Source organism: Fulvimarina manganoxydans (assembly GCF_900176465.1).
GTDB lineage: Bacteria > Pseudomonadota > Alphaproteobacteria > Rhizobiales > Rhizobiaceae > Fulvimarina > Fulvimarina manganoxydans.
Genome location: NZ_FWXR01000009.1, coordinates 112,487 through 131,139 on the forward strand (window position 1 = coordinate 112,487; position 18,653 = coordinate 131,139).

Below are 18,653 nucleotides of genomic sequence, written 5' to 3' on the forward strand. Positions count from 1 at the left end.
GATGACGAAAACCACCCTGTTCCGCCAGGCCGGCCTGTCCGACATCCGCACGCCATCGTCGGCGCTGACTCCTGAAATGCGGTCGGAGGCGGCTCTCGAAGCGCATCGCACGGATCTGGCGCCCGGCGAGATGGTCGATCCCTTCGGTCGCCATGTTACCTATGTGCGGATTTCGGTGACGGATCGCTGCGATTTCCGCTGCGTCTATTGCATGGCCGAGGACATGCAGTTTCTGCCCAAGCGCGACCTTCTCTCCCTGGAAGAGCTTGACCGTCTGGCGTCGACCTTCGTCGCCAAGGGCGTCAAGCGTCTGCGCCTGACCGGCGGCGAGCCGTTGGTTCGCAAGAATATCATGCATTTCATCCGCTCGCTCTCGCGTCATCTGGACAGCGGCGCCCTGAAGGAGCTGACGCTGACGACCAACGGCTCGCAACTGACGCGCTTTGCCGGCGATCTGAAGGCGGCCGGCGTCGAACGGCTGAACGTGTCCCTCGACACGCTGAATGCGGACAAGTTCAAGGCGATCACCCGCTGGGGCGACTTCGATCAGGTCATGGCCGGCATCAAGGCCGCCCAGGCCGCCGGATTGAAGCTGAAGATCAACGCCGTCGCCCTGAAGGGCTTCAACGACGACGAAATTCCGGCAATGATCGAATGGGCGCATGGCGAGGGCATGGACATGACCCTCATCGAGACCATGCCCATGGGCGAGATCGAAGAGGACCGGACCGACCGCTATCTCCCCTTGAGCGAGGTGCGGGGCCGCCTCGCCGAGCGTTGGACGCTTCAGAATATCCCTTACAAGACCGGTGGTCCGGCCCGCTATGTGGAAGTCGCCGAGACCGGCGGGCGGCTCGGCTTCATCACGCCGATGACCCACAATTTCTGCGAAAGCTGCAACCGGGTCCGCGTCACCTGCACCGGCACGCTCTATATGTGCCTCGGACAGGAGGACGCGGTCGATCTGCGCGAGCCTTTGAGAGCCTCGGAAGGCGACGAGCTCTTGTCGGATGCCATCGACCGCGCAATATCTCGCAAACCGAAGGGACATGATTTCGTCATAGACCGGCAGACGCGGGCCCCGTCCGTGTCGCGGCATATGAGCGTGACTGGAGGCTGAGCCCCATGATCCGACTGTCCAGACCTTTGCTTCTAGCCGCGCTTGTCGCGGCAGCACCCCTCCTAGCCGTTCAATCGGCCGCGGCGGAGGACGTCAATTATGTGAATGAGCGCTTCGGCACGAGCGCCACATTCCCCGGCGAACGCTTCCCGCAGCCTCTCCCTGCCCCCACCAATGGCGACGGCCTCGGCTGGACGGCGCCTAACGGGGCGGAAATCTATATCTATGGCCGCGACAATCTCGGCGGCGAGACCCCGCAGACCATCATCGCGAACCGCGCCGAGACCGACGAGGTCACCTATAAGGCGTCCGGCAAACGCTGGGCGGTGGTTTCCGGCTATCGCGACGGCAAGATCTTCTATGAGCGCTACATTCTTCGCGGCGATCTCATCCATTCCGTTGCGGTCCGCTATCCGGAAGAGGTGCGCGAGATTTACGACCCGCTGGTCGGTCCGGTGACGATGAGCTTGCGCGGCCCGTCATCGTCCTGAGCTTTTTATTGATTGAATCATGACAAAACGCCCGTCAGCTGTGCCGGCGGGCGTTTCGCATTCATCGACGTGACAAAGCCTCAGGCGAAAGCGCTTTCGCGTTCCGCCAGGCGATTGGCCGTGTCCCGGTTCTCGTCATAGGCGGCGATCACCGCTTCCGGCGTTGCCGACGCCGGCTCGCTCAATGTGTCGCTCGGCGTTGCCGGCCTCTCCACCTCGATCAGCTCATCCGCCGTGGACAAGCGGCCGAGCTCGGCCATGACCCGGCCGAAATTGGGGCTTCGCTCGGCCTCGATCGCGGCTTCGCGGGCGACATCCGAGGTCATGGCGAGAGCCAACGCTGTGTCCTCCGGGCTCGTTTCGGGCGGCGGCAACACCATGGCCGCATAGGCTGCCGACGAAATCGCCGGCTTGGTGTCGGGCGCAACCGTCGGGGGCTGGGCCGTAAACCCATCAGGCAACGCATCCTTCGGACGGGCGACGGGCTGCTCGTCCTTCTTCTGCGCGGCGACGTCGACGACGATCGGTGTCGGGACCGGAACGACGACGGGCCACGACCCGAAGCTGTTTAAGAGATTCATCCTTCGATCCTTCCCTTTGAGGGATATCCGTCAGGAAGGATGTCGGAAAAGTTCGAAAAACCCCTTTAGCCCATTCGCGCAATTGAATCGATCGCCTGACGAATTCGTGAGGCGCGTCCTTCACTCTGCCGGCGGTATCGATAACAAAGCTTACGGTCTTGCGAAAACGGAGGGGTGCTCCACCTTGATTTTCGGCGCCGAAAGGTTTGTCTTCCGGCCAAAATCCGAATCCCGTCAGGAGCCCATCCGCGTGGCTGAATCCCTCACGGCATCGCCGCCCTCCGGCGCGCGAAAGCCCATGCTCGTGACCTTGATGGTCGCCTCGGCTCTGTCGCCGCTCGCCATCAACATCTTCATCCCCTCCATGGCCTCGATCGCCGGCGATCTCGGGACAGACGGCGCGACCGCCGGGCTCGGACTGTCGCTCTATCTCGTCGCTGTGACCCTCGTTCAGCTCATCGCCGGGCCGCTGTCGGACCGCTATGGCCGTCGGCCGATCATTTTGGGAGGTCTTGCCCTCTTCATCCTCGGCACAGTGTTCTGCCTCTTTGCCGAGACCATCGGCCTATTTCTCGTCGGCCGGGTCATTCAGGCAGCGAGCGCCACGGGCATTGCCCTATCCCGAGCGGTCGTGCGCGACGTCTATTCGCGCGAGCGATCGGCGGCGATGATCGGCTATGTGACGATGGGTCTTGCCGTCGCGCCGATGATCGGCCCGGCGATCGGAGGGATCATGGACTCCGCTTTCGGTTGGGAAAGCGTGTTCTGGCTTCTCTTGATGCTCGGCCTCGTAACGATCGGCCTCGTCGCGATCGACCTGAAAGAGACCCACCCTGCCCTTGGCAGCCCGATGAGCCAGCAGATCGGAAATTACGGCAAGCTTCTGAGGGAACGCGTCTTCTGGATCTATCTCGGCATCGGCTCCTTCGTCACCGCCGCCTTTTTTGGTTTTTTGGGCGGGGCAACCTTCGTTTCCGTCGAGCTTCTCCATCTGACACCCGCCCAATATGGGCTGTGGTTCATTCTCTGCCCGCTCGGCTATGCCATCGGCAATTTCATCACCGGACAAGTGTCTGAGCGCGCTGGAATCAAGCGGATGATGGTCATCGGCGCCGCCGTTTCGACCCTTTCGACAGCGCTTCTCGGCCTCGTCGTCCTTTTAGACTGGCTGGCCCCGATCACCCTCTTCGGACCGATGATCTTGCTCGGGCTCGGCAATGGGCTGGCGCTTCCATCGGCGACGGCCGGCGGGGTGAGCGTCAGGCTCGATGCCGCGGGGGCCGCTGCGGGCCTGCTCGGGGCCGGACAGATCGGCCTCGGCGCCGTTGCCTCCTCGCTCGCGGCTCATATCGCGACCGGTCCCTTCGCAACCCTCGGCCTTTCGGCCATCATGCTCGGCTCGACTCTGATCGCGCTCGTCCTGGCTCTCGCCGCCCCGCGCCTACGTCAAAACTAGCGGAGAGGAGGCACACAGATAAGTCGACTTTGTTTCTTCAGACAATCGCGCCCTCGGCGCATTCGACGCCAGAACTGCACTTAATTCGATTGCATTAACACGAAAGACCATGGCAGCATTGCATCGATCCGCAGCATTGCCTTCTAAAGAGGCGCTTAGCCACCAATGTTGCGGCCCAAATAAAACCAAGAGGTCCTGATGCTCACCCGATCGATCCTTACTCTCATGACCGCCGGCTTTCTGGCGACAGTGCCCGCTCATGCCCAGGAAAGCGACGCCGACAAGGATTGGTCGACCGTCAGGATCGGTACCGAGGGCGCCTATCCGCCCTTCAACTATCTCGACGCCTCGGGCGAGCTGAAAGGCTTCGACATCGACATCGCCAAGGCGCTTTGCGATGCGATGAAAGTCGAGTGCACCTTCGTGACCCAAGACTGGGACGGCATGATCCCGGCGCTGCAGAACGACAATTACGACGCGATCATCGCCTCCATGTCGATCACGCCCGAGCGCGAGGAGCAGATCGACTTCACCAACAAATACTATCAGACCCCGCCGGCGATCGCCGTGCCGAAGGATTCCGATATCGCCGGCACGACCAAGGAAGACTTGTCCGGCAAGGCGATCGGCGCTCAGGTCTCGACGACCCACGCCCGTGCAGCCGAGGCCTATTTTCCGGATGCCGAGATTCGTCAGTATCCGACCGCGGAAGAGTACAAGCTCGACATCGAATCGGGCCGGATCGATGCCGTCATGGACGACGTCGTGGTTCTCACCGAGTGGCTGAACAGCGATGCCGGCGCCTGCTGCAAGCTTCTCGGCACGCTGCCCGCCGATCCGGAAATCTATGGACGCGGAGTAGGCGTCGGCCTGCGCAAGGGCAATGACAAGCTGAAGGGCATGTTCAACGACGCGATCGCCACCATCCGCGAGAACGGCACCTATAAGACGATCCAGGACCAGTATTTCGACTTCGACGTCTACGGCGGGTGACCTCTGCGCCACCTCGCCATGTCATGGCGGTGCCCGGCCAGGGAAAGGGTCGGGCATCTCTGTTTTGAGGTCGAACAAGGGCCGTAATGGGCTCTTCGACCTGTCCTTACCAACTGAGACCTTGGTCGTGGACCTTCCGCAAGACAATAAATTTCGAGACGAAGGCGTGCGAATCGCGGCGGTCAAGACGAGGCCGTGCGTCCCGTTCCCGCGCCTGCCGCGAAGACTTGCAACTCGATCGAATGCGCCGGTCTCCGCAATGCGAGGCTCGCGATGGAAAGCCTGACGCTCCTCGGCTTCGGCCCGACAGGCTGGGGCGACGAGATCGCCTGGGGCGTGGTGGTCACGGCTTCTCTCGCCCTTGCAACCCTGCCGATCGGTCTGGTCTTCGGCTTCCTTCTGGCTCTGGCCAAGCAGACAGAGGACAAGCTCCTCAAGCTTTCGGCCGATATCTATACGACGATCTTCCGCGGTCTCCCTGAGCTTCTGACGCTCTTCATCGTCTATTTCGGCGTCAATAACGCACTTCAGAGTTTTTCCCGGGCGACCGGTCTTCCCGACATCGCTCTGTCGAGCTTCGTCTCGGGCATGGTGGCACTTGGTTTCGTCTTTTCCGCCTTTGCCTCGGAAGTTTTCCTGTCGGCCTTCCGGGCCATTCCGCGTGGCCAGTATGAGGGATCGAGCGCTCTCGGCCTGTCGCGCTATCAGACGATGATCCTGGTCGTGCTCCCCCAGCTGATCCGCATCGCCCTGCCCGGCCTGGGCAATCTCTGGATGAACCTCTTGAAGGATACCGCGCTCGTCTCGGTGATCGGCCTCACGGATATTCTGCGCCAATCCCAGATCGCGGCGCGTGTCACGCGCGAGCCCTTTCTCTTCTTCGGAACAGCGATCGTGATCTATCTCGTCCTCACCCTCCTCTCCTCGGTCGCCATCGGCGGCATCGACCGCTGGACCAAGCGGGGAGAGATGGCGAAATGAGCGATGCGAGCTTCATCGAGGCCAAGGCACCGCCGCCTATCGCTAAGAAGCGACCCGGGCTCGGCGGCCTGATCTTTGCCGGTGTCTGGGCCCTGATCGCCATCGGCCTTGCGGCCTATATCGTCGGCAATTGGAATCCGGCGCTTCTCGACACCTACGCCCTTCCCTACCTTGAAGGCCTGGGAGTGACGGTCGGGCTCGTCCTGTCGAGCTTCGTCTGCGGCGCCGTGCTTTCGCTTCCCGTCGCGCTTGGACGCATGTCGCACAATCCACTCGCCCGGGGCCTTGCCTTCGTCTTCGTCTATTTCTTCCGCGGCACGCCGCTGATTGCCCAGATCTTTCTGGTATATTACGGGTTTGGCCAGTTTCGGGACTTCTTCGACACGATCGGTCTGTGGTGGTTCTTCCGCGAGGCTTGGTCCTGCGCTCTCTTTTCGCTCTCGCTCAACACCGCCGCCTATCAGGCGGAGATCTTGCGCGGAGCCATTCAGAGCGTGCCGCGCGGGCAATGGGAAGGCGGCACGTCGCTGGGGCTGTCCAAGGCCGTCATCTTCCGCAAGATCGTCCTGCCCCAGGCGATGATCGTGGCGCTGCGCCCCTATGCCAATGAGATCATCCTGATGATCAAGGCCTCGGCCATCGTCGCGATCATCACGGTCTACGACCTCTTCGGCATCACGCGCCAAGCCTATTCGCGAACCTTCGATTTCCAGACTTATGTCTGGGCGGCGCTCCTCTATCTCGCCATCGTCGAGGCCCTGCGCAATCTGACGAATTTGGCGGAAAAGCGGCTCACACGGCATCTGGTGCGGTAATTGCAGACCCCTTAGGGATCGGGCGAGGAACCCGAATTGCTCGCTTCTCTGACCTTTGCCAGATGCACCGGGCGAGCGGCGCCATGGAAAGGGCTTTCGGACTCTTCCAACAGAACGCACTTGAAAAAGAGGCGACGGCGGCGTGCCATGCGCATGATGGCGAAAAGTTGCACAACGTTTCGGGAAATATCATGCGGGAAAACAAAGAGTTAGAACGAAATCGCGAGCCCGATTTGATAATGCACGACAGGTGCGTCGAACGGCATATATCGAGGACTCGGCACTCAAAGGTCAGGCCTAGGCCTTCATCGCGCGCGTCATTTTAACCTACTGGAACAACGGACAAATTTTATTGTGAGCCGCCTTTGGGCGGTTCTTAGCCTGGAGTCTCGGTACGGTGGCCGGGAATGACGAAGCGTCGAAGCTATCGGCTTGGCGATGGAGTCGCCGACTGCGCTCGGGATTCGTGTCGTGCACTTGGAGTCCGATTGATCGCATTTCGCTTTGAGCCCTCCAAGTTTCACGTCGCGTGAAATTCGAGGAATAGGTGGCAATTCTCCTATCCCCTCAAACGCTTCCTCAACGGCTTCCTGATTGGCTGTCACATCGAGACACAAGGAAGCGGCGCCGTCGATCGAACGGCGATCCAGGCCCCTAAAAATTGCCATGGACGGCTGATGGAAGGGGGCTCATGCGACGGGGGTAGCGGGCGCAATATGGATGATCACACACAAGACTATACGCTGAACGGCCAAGTCTGGCGCAGCGACAAGACAGCGGCGTGGCAGACAAGCGCGAGCGCGCCGACCACCATCACATGGTCGATCGCCGCGTCCAATTTTGCTGGCGAAGCCTATCGCTTCGACGGTTTTCTGACCGGCTCCCCTTTCGTGAATGCCATTCGCGCGGCAATGGACGCCTGGGAAGCGGTTGCCCATATCGATCTCGTCGAATCCACCGATAGCAACGCCGTCGATATCCGCATTGGCTATGAGGCGATCGACGGGCGCAATGGCACGCTTGCGCAGACCGTCTATTGGTATGCGCGGGACACGCTGATCGAAGCCTTCATCGGTTTCGACACGGCCGAGCCTTGGGTCTCCGGCACCGGGGCTCAGGGCATCGACTTCTACAATGTCGCCCTGCACGAGATCGGCCATGCCTTGGGGCTCGGTCACGACGACCATGGCGGGGTGATGGAGCCCTATTACAGCGCCGCCGCCCGGACCCTGACCGCCGACGACATCGCCGGGATCGTCGCGCTCTACGGGGAAAAGCCCTTGGCGCTCGCAGAGACCGAGGAACCGCAGACCGAGATCGTCGAGCCCGAGCCGCAGGTCGTCGTCGAGCCGGAGCCAGAGCAGCCGGCGAACGCTCAGCCGGCAGGCCCCGCCCTTCCCGACGATCCGGGCGAGCGGGCGGTCCATCTCCTTTATGATGCGGCCTTCGACCGCACGCCCGATGCCGGAGGGCTCCTCTTCTGGGCGAATGTCCTCGATGGCTCGGATCTGATCTCGATCGCCGAATCGATGATGACCTCGTCCGAATTCGAGAGCCTTTATGGGATCGATCCCGAGCCGAGGAGCTTCGTGGCGAAGCTCTATGAAAACGTCCTTGATCGACCCGGCGAAGCAGCGGGCGAAGCCTTCTGGACGGGACTTCTGGAAGCGGGCGCCGTAACCGAGGCCGAAGTGCTGGTGGCCTTTTCCGGTTCGGAGGAGAATGTGGCCGGGGAAGCGATGCAGATTATTCCCATCGGCTGACCGAGTTTTTGAGCATCTATGAACGACGAACCGCCGGGCGCATTCAGCGTCCGGCGGTTTTTCATGTGCTGGGGTGCCATCCGGGCGGTTCCTGTCGCGGCCCGGTTTCTTTGCTCAAACGAAATCCGTTTGATCGCTTCGCGATACGGATTTTTAAAGCCGCTCAGGCTCCGCACGGGCTCCGCATCACTCGGCCGGCGCGGGCAGCGCCTCCGTCACTTTCGGATCCTGGCTCTTTCCCTTGCGCCGATCGGGCGACAGGAGACGATAGAAGAGCGGAATGAAGAAGATCGCGACGAAGGTCGCCGCCAGCATGCCGCCGATGACGCCGGTGCCGATCGAGTGACGCGAGGCCGAACCCGCGCCGGTCGAGATCGCCAGCGGCACGACGCCGAGGATAAAGGCGAGCGAGGTCATGACGATCGGCCGGAAGCGGAGCTTCGCCCCTTCCAGCGCCGCATCGAAGGCGGACAACCCTTCCTCGCGCTTCAGAACCGCGAATTCCACGATCAGGATCGCGTTCTTGGCGGCGAGGCCGACAAGGGTCACGAGACCGATCTGGAAATAGACGTCGTTATCGAGCCCGCGCAGATAGATGGCGAGCAGCGCCCCGAAGGCGGCGAAGGGCACGGCCAGGATGACGGCGATGGGCAGGGTCCAACGCTCATACTGCGCGGCGAGGATCAGGAAGACCATCAGAATACCGAAGCCGATGGCGATGCCGCCCGTCCCGCCGGCCTGAATCTCCTGATAGGCCGAGCCCGTCCAGGCGATCTGGAAACCTTCGGGGAGAGAGTTGGCCGCGATCTCCTGCATGGCGGCGAGCGCCTGGCCGGAGGAATAGCCCGGCGCCGGCCCACCCGAGATTTTCGCCGCATTGAAGGCGTTGAAACGCTCGATGAGGTCGGGACCGACGATGCGCTCCACATTCAGAAGCGTGTCGAGTGGGATCATCGATCCGCTGGCCGACTGGACATAGACGAAACGCAGATCCTCCGGCGATTGGCGGAAGTCGGCTTCGGATTGCAGCGTCACCCGGTAGTTGCGGCCAAGCAGGGTGAAGTCGTTCACATAGAGCGAGCCGAAGGTCGACTGCATGGTCGTGAAGATCGAGGAGATCGGCACGTTGAGGGCTTTCGCCTTCTCCCGATCCACCTCGATGCGATATTGCGGAACATTGGCAGAGAAGGTCGTTCTGACGCCCGCGAGTTCGGGCCGCTCGGCGGCCGCCGCGACGAGGCCATTGGCCGCTTCCAACAGGCCTTGCGAGCCCGCGCCATTGCGATCCTGCACGAAGAGATCGAAGCCGCCCGTCGTCGACAGACCCTGGATCGGCGGCGGATTGAAGGCCAGCACCATGCCGTCCTCGACGCCCGCATTCATTCCGATGAAGGGACCGACGAGATTGCGCGCGTCGAGGGAGGGGTCCTCACGCTCACCCCAATCCTTGAGCGAAATGAAGGCGACGCCCGCCGAAGACTTCTGAACGCCCGCCAGAAGATCGAAACCGGCAAAGGCCGTGACGTCCTGTACGGCCGGGTGATGGGACAGATTCTCCACCACCTCGTTCATCACCTCCGTGGTGCGCTGAAGCGAAGCGGCCGGCGGCAGGATCGCCACGGCGAAGTTGATGCCCTGATCCTCGTTCGGCACCAGCGATCCGGGAAGCGTCTGGAGGAAGTGATACGTACCGCCGAGAAGCGCCGCAAATAGGATGAGCGCCAGAATGGCCCGCCGCATGACGAAGGCGACGCCCGCCCCATAGGCCCGGGTCAAGGCATCGAACCTCCTGTTGAACCAACGGAAGGGCGCGATCGGCTTTGAGTGACTTTGCTTCAGAAGGACGCTGCACAGGGCCGGGGTCAGCGACAGGGCGACGATGCCCGAGATCGTCACCGAGACGGCGATCGTGATCGCGAACTGCTGATACATCGTGCCGGCGAGACCGCCCAGAAAGGCGACGGGCACGAAGACCGCACACAGGACGAGCACGATGGCGATGACCGGGCCGGTCACCTCGCTCATCGCCTTGGCCGTCGCCTCCTTGGGCGGCAAGCCCTCGTCGCGCATGATGCGCTCGACATTTTCCAACACGACGATCGCGTCGTCGACCACGATGCCGATGGCGAGCACAAGGCCGAACAGGGTGAGGAGATTGATCGAGAAGCCGAAGGCCAGAAGCACGCCGAAGGTGCCGATGATCGAGACCGGAACGGCCAGCATCGGGATCAGCGTCGCGCGGAAGGATTGGAGAAAGACGAAGACGACGATGAAGACGAGCACCATCGCTTCGATGAAGGTGTGGATCACCTCCTCGATCGAGGCCTCGATGAACTTCGTCGTATCGAAGGGAATGGCGTAGGAAATGCCGTCGGGAAACGACTCCTGCAATTCGCTCATGCGGGTGTTGACCGCTTCCAGCGTCGAAAGCGCATTGGCGCCGGGCTGGAGATAGATGCCGATCGGCACGGCCGGCGTGCCGTTATAGGAGCCGTTGAAGCCGTAGTCCTGGGCACCCAATTCGACCCGCGCGACGTCCTTCAGAAGAAGCGAGGAGCCGTTGGAATCGGAGCGCAGGATGATGTTCTCGAAGGCTTCCGCATCCGGCAGACGGCCCTCGGTCGTCACCGAATAGGTGAAGGCAAGGTCATTGTCGGTCGGCGGCGCGCCGAACTGGCCAGCCGCGAATTGGGCGTTCTGATCGCGGATCGCAGTCGCCACATCGGTCGGCGTCAGGCCGTAGGAGGCGAGCTGATCGGGCCGCAGCCAGATGCGCATGGAATAGTTGCGCGCGCCGAAGAGCTGCGCCTCGCCGATGCCCGGCAGACGCTTCAACTCGTCGAGCACATAAAGCAGCGCATAGTTCGACACATAGGTCGCGTCATAGCGCGGATCGTCGGACGCCATGGTGATGACGGCGAGGATCTGGGACGAGCGCTTGGCGACCGTCACGCCGAGGCGCTGAACCTCCTGAGGCAGCGAGGCCGTCGCCTGCTGGACGCGGTTGTTGACGTTGATCGTCGCCTGGTCGGGATCGGTGCCGCTGGCAAAGGTGACCGAGATATTCGCCGTGCCCGTCGAGGAATTGGTCGACTGCATATAGATCATGTCTTCGACGCCGTTGATCTGCTGTTCGATCGGCGCGGACACGGTCTGGGCGAGCGTCTCGGCGGAGGCGCCGGGATAATTCGCGGTAACGACCACCTGGGGCGGGACGAGCTGAGGATATTGCTCGATCGGCAGCGATTGCATCGCCATGAAGCCGCCGAGCGTGATGATGATCGAGATGACGGCCGCAAAGATCGGCCGGTCGACAAAGAAGCGTGAATTCATCGGTTGGCCTCGTCGGCGCCGGAAGCCGTGGCGCGGCGGGCGTCTTCCCCATCGGGCAGGGCCGCGCGCGGCACGGGCGGGCCGCCGGCCCCCTTCTCGGCGAGAGCGATCTTGCGAGGCTCGCCGGCGTCGGCCGCCTTGTCCGTCTCGCCGCGCTCTTCGGCGGGCGGCGTACCGGCTTCGGCCGCCGGAGCGGTTGGGGCAGCGGCCGCGCCATCCGGCTTTTCGTCGGACGCTTCGCCGGCGGGGCCTTCGGACGGATCTTGAGCCTCGCTCGGATCGACCGGCGTGCCCGGCCGCACCTTGACGACACCCTTCGTCACGATGCGGTCGCCGGCCTTCAGACCCGAGCCGACCACATAGCCGGCCTCGACCTGACGCTGAACGGTGATCGGGGCGACGGCCGCAACGTTCTTATCGTCCAGCGTATAGACGAACATGCCCTGCGGTCCCTGCATCAAGGCTTCGGCGGGAATGGTAATCGCATCCTCGATGGACAGGCCCGTCAGCTTCAGCCGCACGAACTGGCCCGGCAGAAGCCGGCTCGCCGGATTGGGCATGACGGCGCGAGACAGGATGGTGCCGGTCTGCGTGTCGATCGAGGTCGAGGTGAAATCGACCTTGCCGGTCTCGCCATAGGTCTCGCCGCTGCCGAAAATGATCTCGACGGTCAGGTCTTCGGGCGACGAGGCCCCTCGAAGCGTGCCGTTTTCGACGAGTTCGCGGATCGAGGCGGCCTCCTTGTCGGCGGCCGAGAAATTCACATAGACCGGATCGAGCTGGCTGATCTTGGTGAGAAGATCGCCGGTGTTGAGCAGGCTGCCTTCGGGCACCTGTTCGAGGCTGGTGATACCGCCGACGGGCGCTTCGACCGTCGCATAATCGAGGGAGAGTTCGGCGGTGCGCAGCTCCGCCTCGGCGGCCTCCACCTGCGCCTCGGCGAGCTCGCGGGCCGACAGGGCGTCGTCGAGCGCGGCTTGGCTGGAGGCGCCACGCTGGGCGAGCGCCCGTGAGCGCTCTTCGGTGCGCTGAGCTTGGGTCAATTGCGCCTGTGCCTGCACGACCTTGGCTCTCGCGAGCGCCACATCGGCTTGATAGCGGGCCGGATCGATCGTGAAGAGAAGATCCCCCTCAGAAACCCGGGAGCCTTCCTCGAATTCGCGCGTCAGAAGAATGCCGCCGACGCGCGCACGGACTTCGACTTCGCGCGAAGCCGCTATGCGCCCCGGATATTCGTAGGTGACGGGGAGATCGCGTGCCGAAACCGTCTCCACCTCCACCTTGGGCGGCGGCGGACTGCCCGCCCCCTGCGCCAAAGCGGACTGCGCGGCAAAACCGAGAGCGAAGCCGGCGGCGGCCCGCAGAATCGTACTAAACACTTGCATTGATGAGAACTTTCGCGCTGCGAAACCGAGCCGAGGCTCTTGCACTGCAACAAACATACAGGCATGTATGGGGAAGAGCAAGCACTGGGAGAGGATCGGATCGTTGCGGCGAACCAAGGAATGCGCGGCACAGACGCGGGAGGCAATCCTCGACGCAGCGGAACGCGTCTTCTTCCGCCAGGGGGTGGCCACCACGACACTTTCGCAGATCGCCTGCGAGGCCGGCCTGACGCGTGGGGCTATCTATTGGCATTTTTCCGGCAAACTCGAACTCGTCAAGGCGATGCAGGAACGGGCCTGCTTGCCGCAGGAACAGTTCTTCCAGCCCGATCTCTTCAAGACCGCCGAGGATCCGCTCGATCAGCTTCATCGGGCGACAGCCGATTTCCTCGACTTCATCCTGACCGACCGGCGCGGCAAATGCGTCTATACGATCCTGTTTCTGCGCTGTGAATATGTGGGCGAGATGCAGGAGGCGCTGAAGCGATGGCGCGAGGAAGACGCCCGCTTCAAGCGATTGGTCGAGGATGTGTTCGAACGCGCCGCCAAGGAAGGGCGACTGGCGCGCTATTGGATCCCCTCCGTGGCGGCCAATGTCTATGTCTCGGCCCTGACCGGCCTCGTCCAGGAATGGCTGCGATCCGATGAGAGTTTCGATCTGCCTGGCGATGGCAGAGCGCTTCTCGGCAGCCTGTTCCAGGGCTTCGCCAATCCTTGCAAACTGGCGCAGCAAGCAGGCAATCGAAACGAAAACGCGGCACGAAGCGCGTAAAGTCCCGTGGAAAAGCTCGAAAAGCGGACTGATCGCACGCCGGAGCCGTGCTAGGCCTGTTTCCGGCGGACCAGGACAGGCGGAAGAGGCGATCGATTGGCATCCTCGGCGGCAGGCAGGAAGATGGCAGGCATAAGCGCCGGCCAGATGGACCTCTTTGCTGCATCGGGCGAGACCTCGAAAGAGGACGCGCCCGCTCCATCGGCGGCGACCATCGTCGCCCTTCCGGCACCTGACGCAAACCCCAAGACGCTGATCGAGCGACGCGAGGCGATGGCCCGCGAATTGGAAGCCTCCGGCGATTACCGTATTCTGCGTCGGCTGACGCCGCGCCCGACATGCGGACGCCCCGATCCGTCGAACCTTGCCGACGGCAAGCGCCGCCTCGGCCTCATTCTCGACACCGAGACAACCGGCCTCGATTACCGGACGGATGAGATCATCGAGCTCGGCATGGTGCTCTTTGCCTATGATGAGAGCGGCATCGGCGAGGTGATCGACGTCTTTTCAGAATTGCGCGATCCCGGTCGACCAATCCCGCCGGAGGTCGTGCGCATCACCGGCATCACCGACGAAATGGTCCAAGGGCACAGGATCGACCCCGAGTCGGTGGCCGCCTTTATCGAGGCCGCGGACTGCGTCATCGCCCACAATGCGAAGTTCGACCGCCCCTTCTGCGAGGCTTTCGTGCCGGCTTTTACGCAGAAGCGTTGGGGCTGTTCGGTCGCCGAGATTGATTGGGCGGGCCTTGGCTTCGAAGGCTCGAAGCTCGGCTATCTGATCGGCCAATGCGGCTATTTCCACAATGGCCACCGCGCGGTCGACGACTGCCACGCGCTTCTCGAAGTTCTCGATCACCCTTGCGCGGACGGCACGACAGGCTTTGCCCGCCTCGCGCGCGCCATGGACCGGCGCTGCGCCCGGATCTTTGCGGTGGGCAGCCCCTTCGAAGCCAAGGACACGCTGAAAGCGCGCGGCTATCGTTGGAACGACGGCTCGAACGGCCAACCGAAAAGCTGGTGGATCGAGGTGGATGAGGCCGATTTCGAGGCGGAAGAACGCTTTTTGACCGAGACGATCTACCGGTCCAAAACGAAGCTCCGCATCGATTGGCTGACGGCTGTCGAGCGCTTCCGCGCCGCGTAAAATCCGAAGCCATTTCGCATTGCAAAGCCCCTCTATCGACTTATCGCTAAGGCTTTCGCGAATTTCGGCGCGCAGCCTATGCTGCATGTGCTAAGATGATCGTCATGGACGACATGACCGACATCGCCGCACGCTTCGACTGGCGCCGCGACCATCTGGGCCGTGAGGGCGGGACCTTGCCCCCTTATGCGGCAATCGTCGCCGATTTCGAATGGAATCTTCCCGCCGGGTTCAACATTGCCGCCGCTTGCGCCGATGACTGGGGCGCGATCGATCCAGCCCGTGTTGCCCTGATCGAGGACCGGGGCGACGACGCCGCGCCCATCGAGACGAGCTTCGAAGAGCTTGCGACACGCTCTCGCCGCCTTGCCGCCGGGCTTCAAAGCCTCGGCATCACGCGCGGCGATCGGGTGGCGATCGTCCTGCCCCAATGCGTCGAGGCCGCCCTCGCCCATCTCGCCGTCTATCGCCTCGGCGCCATCGCCGTGCCGCTCGCCCAGCGCTTCGGGCCGGAAGCACTGGGGTTTCGGCTTGCGGCGGCCGGCTGCCGCCTGGCCGTCGTCGACGACAGCGTTCTCGAAACGCTCGCCGCGATCGAGACGCCGCTGGCCGACATGTCGACCCTCGTTGTCGCCGATCGCGGCTCGGCCTTTCTCGGTGCGCCCCAGGCTCCTGCGGGGTTTCACCAGATCTCTTTCGCGACGGTGGAAGCGCATGGGCCCATCGAGCCGCCATGCGTGCAAACGACCCCCGACGACCCGGCGATGATCATCTTCACGTCGGGGACGACGGGCGCGCCGAAAGGCGCGCTTCACGGCCACCGGGTGCTGATCGGCCATCTGCCGGGCATGCGCTTCTTCCATGAAGGCTTTCCCCATTCCGGCGACCGGCTCTGGACGCCGTCCGATTGGGCCTGGGCAGGCGGGCTTTTGAACGCGCTCCTGCCCTCCCTTTATTATGGTGTCCCCGTCGTCTTCACGCGCGCCCGCTTCATCGCCGAGGAGGCGCTCGCCATGATGGCGCGGCGCCGGGTGCGCAACGCCTTCCTGCCGGCGACGGCGCTGCGCATGATGAAGGCGGCCGCCACCCCTGAGCGTCTCGCCGCCCTCTCGCTGCGCACCATCGGCTCGGCCGGCGAAAGCCTGCCGGCGGCGACATACGAATGGGCGCGGCAAGCCTTTGATGCACCGGTCAACGAGTTCTACGGCCAGACCGAGTGCAACATGGTGCTCGGATCGGCGGCCGGCGCCGGCGCCTCCAAGCCTGGCCGCATCGGCCCGGCCGCTCCCGGACACAAGGTTGCGATCCTCAAGGCCGACGGGATGCTTGCCGCCCCGGGCGAGGCCGGCACGATCGCCGTGAAGTCCCCCGATCCGGTGATGTTTCTCGGCTATTGGCAGAACGAGGCGGCGACGGACGCCAAATTTGCCGGCGACTGGCTTTTGACAGGCGACCAGGGCGTTGCCGACGCGACGGGCTCGATCGCCTTTCTCGGCCGGGACGATGACATCATCACTTCGGCCGGTTATCGCATCGGGCCGAGCGAGGTCGAGGACTGTCTCTTGCGCCATCCGGCGGTCAAGCTCGCCGCCGTGGTCGGTAAGCCCGACCCGGTGCGCACCGAGATCGTCAAGGCCTATGTGGTGGCGATGGACGGGCACGTCGCCGATGAGGCCCTTGGCCGGGAGATCGCGGCCTTTGTGCGCGCCAGGCTCTCGGTCCATGAATATCCGCGCGAGATCGCCTTTGTCGACGAAATGCCGATGACGACGAGTGGCAAGATCATCCGCCGCCACTTTCGCACACTCGCCGCCGAAGAGGCCCAACAGATGCGGAGCGCAACTGTCGCAAGGCCGCCACAGCGGTAGGAAGAAGCGAGCCGACGCGTTGCTTCCGCTTGCAAATCAACGGTCTTTCCGTATTCATGACGGCGCGTTCATGATTCTCACAGCGATGTGACGCGCCTGCGCATGAGTGCGCCTTGATTTCTTTGCCGGACAAGAGCATCTTTTGATCAACGACGCAGGCAGCGTCGGTTCGGCCGAAGAGCATGTCCCCCGCTTTCCCGCCGAATTCCAGAGCGAAGAGATCCTCTTCCCCCTCTCCGGGATCCTCGCTCCGTTAAAGCAAGAGAGTCGTTGCGGTGTATCCCCCTCCAGGCCGCGGCGGCTCTCTTCGCATTTTGGGTCTGCTTTTCTTTCCATCCCTTTGATGATCGCGATACCATCTCCGCCGGGGGCTGCAACTTGCCGGCCGATGGTCTAGGTCAGTCGACACGTCGCGCCGCAGTCTCGCTTTCGACCTCAGATTGAAAGGCAAGAGTCCGGCGCGAAAGACCATGATCATCCTTCGAAAGGCTTTCCCATGGCTTCGCTCGACAGCGTGCTCGCCTGCATCGATCTCAATCTAGAGCGCTCGCTCGGCCGCCTGACCGAACTCGTCCGCATTCCCTCCATCTCGACCGATCCGGCCCATAAGGGCGATTGCCGCAAGGCGGCCGAATTCCTGGCCGGCGACCTCGCCGCCATCGGTTTCGACGCCAAGGTCGCCGACACGAGCGGCCACCCCATGGTGCTCGCCCGTCACGAGGGCCCGGCCGGCGCGCCCCATGTCCTCTTCTATGGCCATTACGACGTTCAGCCTGTCGACCCGATCGAATTGTGGACGAGCGATCCCTTCGAGGCGATGATCGTCGAGAACGAGGCGGGCGAGAAGCGCATTGTCGGTCGCGGCACAGCGGACGACAAGGGCCAGCTGATGACCTTCATCGAGGCCTGCCGCGCCTATAAGGCGGAGACCGGCGAACTGCCCTGCGGCGTGACCATCCTGCTCGAAGGCGAAGAGGAATCGGGCTCGCCCTCGCTTCTGCCCTTTCTCGAAGCCAATAAGGACGCGCTCAAGGCCGATATCGCCCTCGTCTGCGACACCAATATGTGGGACCGCGAGACGCCGGCGATTTCCATGGGTCTGCGCGGGCTTGTCGGCGAGGAGGTCGTCGTCAAGGCGGCCAATCGCGACCTCCATTCGGGCTATTACGGCGGCGCAGCCCGCAACCCGCTCCATGTCCTCTCAGAGATCGTCGCGGCGATGCATGACGAGACGGGGCGGGTGACGATCCCCGGCTTTTATAACGGCGTCGACGAGGTGCCTCTGCAGATCAAGGCGATGTGGGACGGGCTCGGCTTTTCCGACGAGGCCTTTCTCGGCGCGGTCGGTCTGTCGATCCCGGCCGGCGAAAAGGGCTATTCGGTCCTCGAACAAACCTGGTCGCGCCCGACCGCCGAGGTCAATGGCATGACGGGCGGCTATACCGGCCCGGGCTTCAAGACCGTGATCGCGGCCGAAGCCAAGGCCAAGATCTCCTTCCGCCTCGTCTTCTCCCAGGATCCAAAGGCGATCCAGGAGAATTTCCGCAAATTCGTCCGCGACCGCATTCCCGGCGATTGCTCGGTGGAATTTCACGAGCATGGCGGCTCGCCGGCGATCCAGCTGCCCTTCGACAGCCCGTGGGTGGGGGCTGCCCGCGAGGCGCTCACCGACGAATGGCCGAACCCGGCGGTCACCATCGGAATGGGCGGTTCGATCCCGATCGTCGGCGAGTTCAAGGGCCGGCTCGGCATGGAAACGCTTCTCATCGGCTTCGGCCTCGGCGACGACGCCATTCATTCGCCCAACGAGAAATATGAGCTCTCGTCTTTCCACAAAGGCCAAAAATCCTGGGCCCGGGTTCTCGACCGATTGGGTCGCGGTGTGTGAAGAAGGAGCGGGATGTCGTTAACGGCTTCTTAAGGAGTTCGATGCGATTGTCGCGATCGAG

Annotated in this window: 13 protein-coding genes and 1 pseudogene; 11 read left to right on the plus strand and 3 right to left on the minus strand. The window is 63.0% G+C overall.

Annotated features, from left to right (window positions below; translation table 11 throughout):
- Window positions 1-130: 130 nt before the first annotated feature.
- Together moaA and B9A15_RS11670 are read left to right on the plus strand one after the other, a co-directional pair.
- Complete coding sequence (moaA, locus tag B9A15_RS11665; protein ID WP_244556918.1) at window positions 131-1,120, plus strand: GTP 3',8-cyclase MoaA; 990 nt, start codon at window positions 131-133, stop codon at window positions 1,118-1,120.
- A 5-nt stretch (window positions 1,121-1,125) separates the two neighbouring features.
- The gene (locus tag B9A15_RS11670; protein WP_084410258.1) at window positions 1,126-1,611 is read left to right on the plus strand and encodes a hypothetical protein; all 486 of its coding nucleotides are present in this window, start codon (window positions 1,126-1,128) and stop codon (window positions 1,609-1,611) included.
- 80 nt (window positions 1,612-1,691) lie between these two features.
- Here B9A15_RS11670 and B9A15_RS11675 read toward each other — a convergent pair whose 3' ends face one another.
- Window positions 1,692-2,192, minus strand: a complete 501-nt coding sequence (locus B9A15_RS11675; RefSeq protein WP_084410259.1) for a hypothetical protein — start codon at window positions 2,190-2,192, stop codon at window positions 1,692-1,694.
- 250 nt (window positions 2,193-2,442) lie between these two features.
- On the opposite strand from B9A15_RS11675, the gene B9A15_RS11680 reads away from it, so the two are divergent.
- The 5 genes from B9A15_RS11680 (at window position 2,443) to B9A15_RS11700 (ending at window position 8,200) form a co-directional block, all read left to right on the plus strand.
- Window positions 2,443-3,648, plus strand: coding sequence for a multidrug effflux MFS transporter (locus B9A15_RS11680; protein ID WP_244556914.1), 1,206 nt, complete (start codon window positions 2,443-2,445; stop codon window positions 3,646-3,648).
- A 198-nt stretch (window positions 3,649-3,846) separates the two neighbouring features.
- Window positions 3,847-4,641, plus strand: a complete 795-nt coding sequence (locus B9A15_RS11685; RefSeq protein WP_084410260.1) for an ABC transporter substrate-binding protein — start codon at window positions 3,847-3,849, stop codon at window positions 4,639-4,641.
- Window positions 4,642-4,914: 273 nt separating this feature from the next.
- Window positions 4,915-5,622, plus strand: a complete 708-nt coding sequence (locus B9A15_RS11690) for an ABC transporter permease (protein ID WP_084410297.1) — start codon at window positions 4,915-4,917, stop codon at window positions 5,620-5,622.
- Window positions 5,619-6,437 (plus strand): ABC transporter permease, encoded by an 819-nt coding sequence (locus B9A15_RS11695; RefSeq protein ID WP_084410261.1) that lies wholly within the window; start codon window positions 5,619-5,621, stop codon window positions 6,435-6,437. Before B9A15_RS11690 ends, B9A15_RS11695 begins: the two co-directional genes overlap by 4 nt.
- 716 nt (window positions 6,438-7,153) lie before the next feature.
- Window positions 7,154-8,200: a DUF4214 domain-containing protein gene (locus B9A15_RS11700; protein WP_170923275.1), complete on the plus strand. Its 1,047-nt coding sequence runs from the start codon at window positions 7,154-7,156 to the stop codon at window positions 8,198-8,200.
- A gap of 186 nt (window positions 8,201-8,386) precedes the next feature.
- Here the strand turns inward: B9A15_RS11700 and B9A15_RS11705 are convergent, their stop codons facing one another.
- Together B9A15_RS11705 and B9A15_RS11710 are read right to left on the minus strand one after the other, a co-directional pair.
- Window positions 8,387-11,533, minus strand: a complete 3,147-nt coding sequence (locus B9A15_RS11705) for an efflux RND transporter permease subunit (protein WP_084410263.1) — start codon at window positions 11,531-11,533, stop codon at window positions 8,387-8,389.
- A gap of 221 nt (window positions 11,534-11,754) precedes the next feature.
- Window positions 11,755-12,918, minus strand: a pseudogene (locus B9A15_RS11710) (efflux RND transporter periplasmic adaptor subunit); the annotation flags it as partial.
- Between the two features lie 103 nt (window positions 12,919-13,021).
- Between B9A15_RS11710 and B9A15_RS11715 the strand changes: the two are divergent.
- The 4 genes from B9A15_RS11715 (at window position 13,022) to B9A15_RS11730 (ending at window position 18,592) form a co-directional block, all read left to right on the plus strand.
- Window positions 13,022-13,690 carry a TetR family transcriptional regulator gene (locus B9A15_RS11715; RefSeq protein ID WP_170923276.1) on the plus strand — a complete coding sequence of 223 codons (669 nt, stop codon included), beginning with the start codon at window positions 13,022-13,024 and terminating at the stop codon, window positions 13,688-13,690.
- 123 nt (window positions 13,691-13,813) lie between these two features.
- Window positions 13,814-14,836: a 3'-5' exonuclease gene (locus B9A15_RS11720; RefSeq protein ID WP_084410266.1), complete on the plus strand. Its 1,023-nt coding sequence runs from the start codon at window positions 13,814-13,816 to the stop codon at window positions 14,834-14,836.
- Between the two features lie 104 nt (window positions 14,837-14,940).
- Window positions 14,941-16,704: an AMP-binding protein gene (locus B9A15_RS11725; RefSeq protein WP_244556915.1), complete on the plus strand. Its 1,764-nt coding sequence runs from the start codon at window positions 14,941-14,943 to the stop codon at window positions 16,702-16,704.
- Window positions 16,705-17,200: 496 nt separating this feature from the next.
- Window positions 17,201-18,592: a M20/M25/M40 family metallo-hydrolase gene (locus B9A15_RS11730; protein ID WP_084410267.1), complete on the plus strand. Its 1,392-nt coding sequence runs from the start codon at window positions 17,201-17,203 to the stop codon at window positions 18,590-18,592.
- Window positions 18,593-18,653 lie beyond the last annotated feature (61 nt).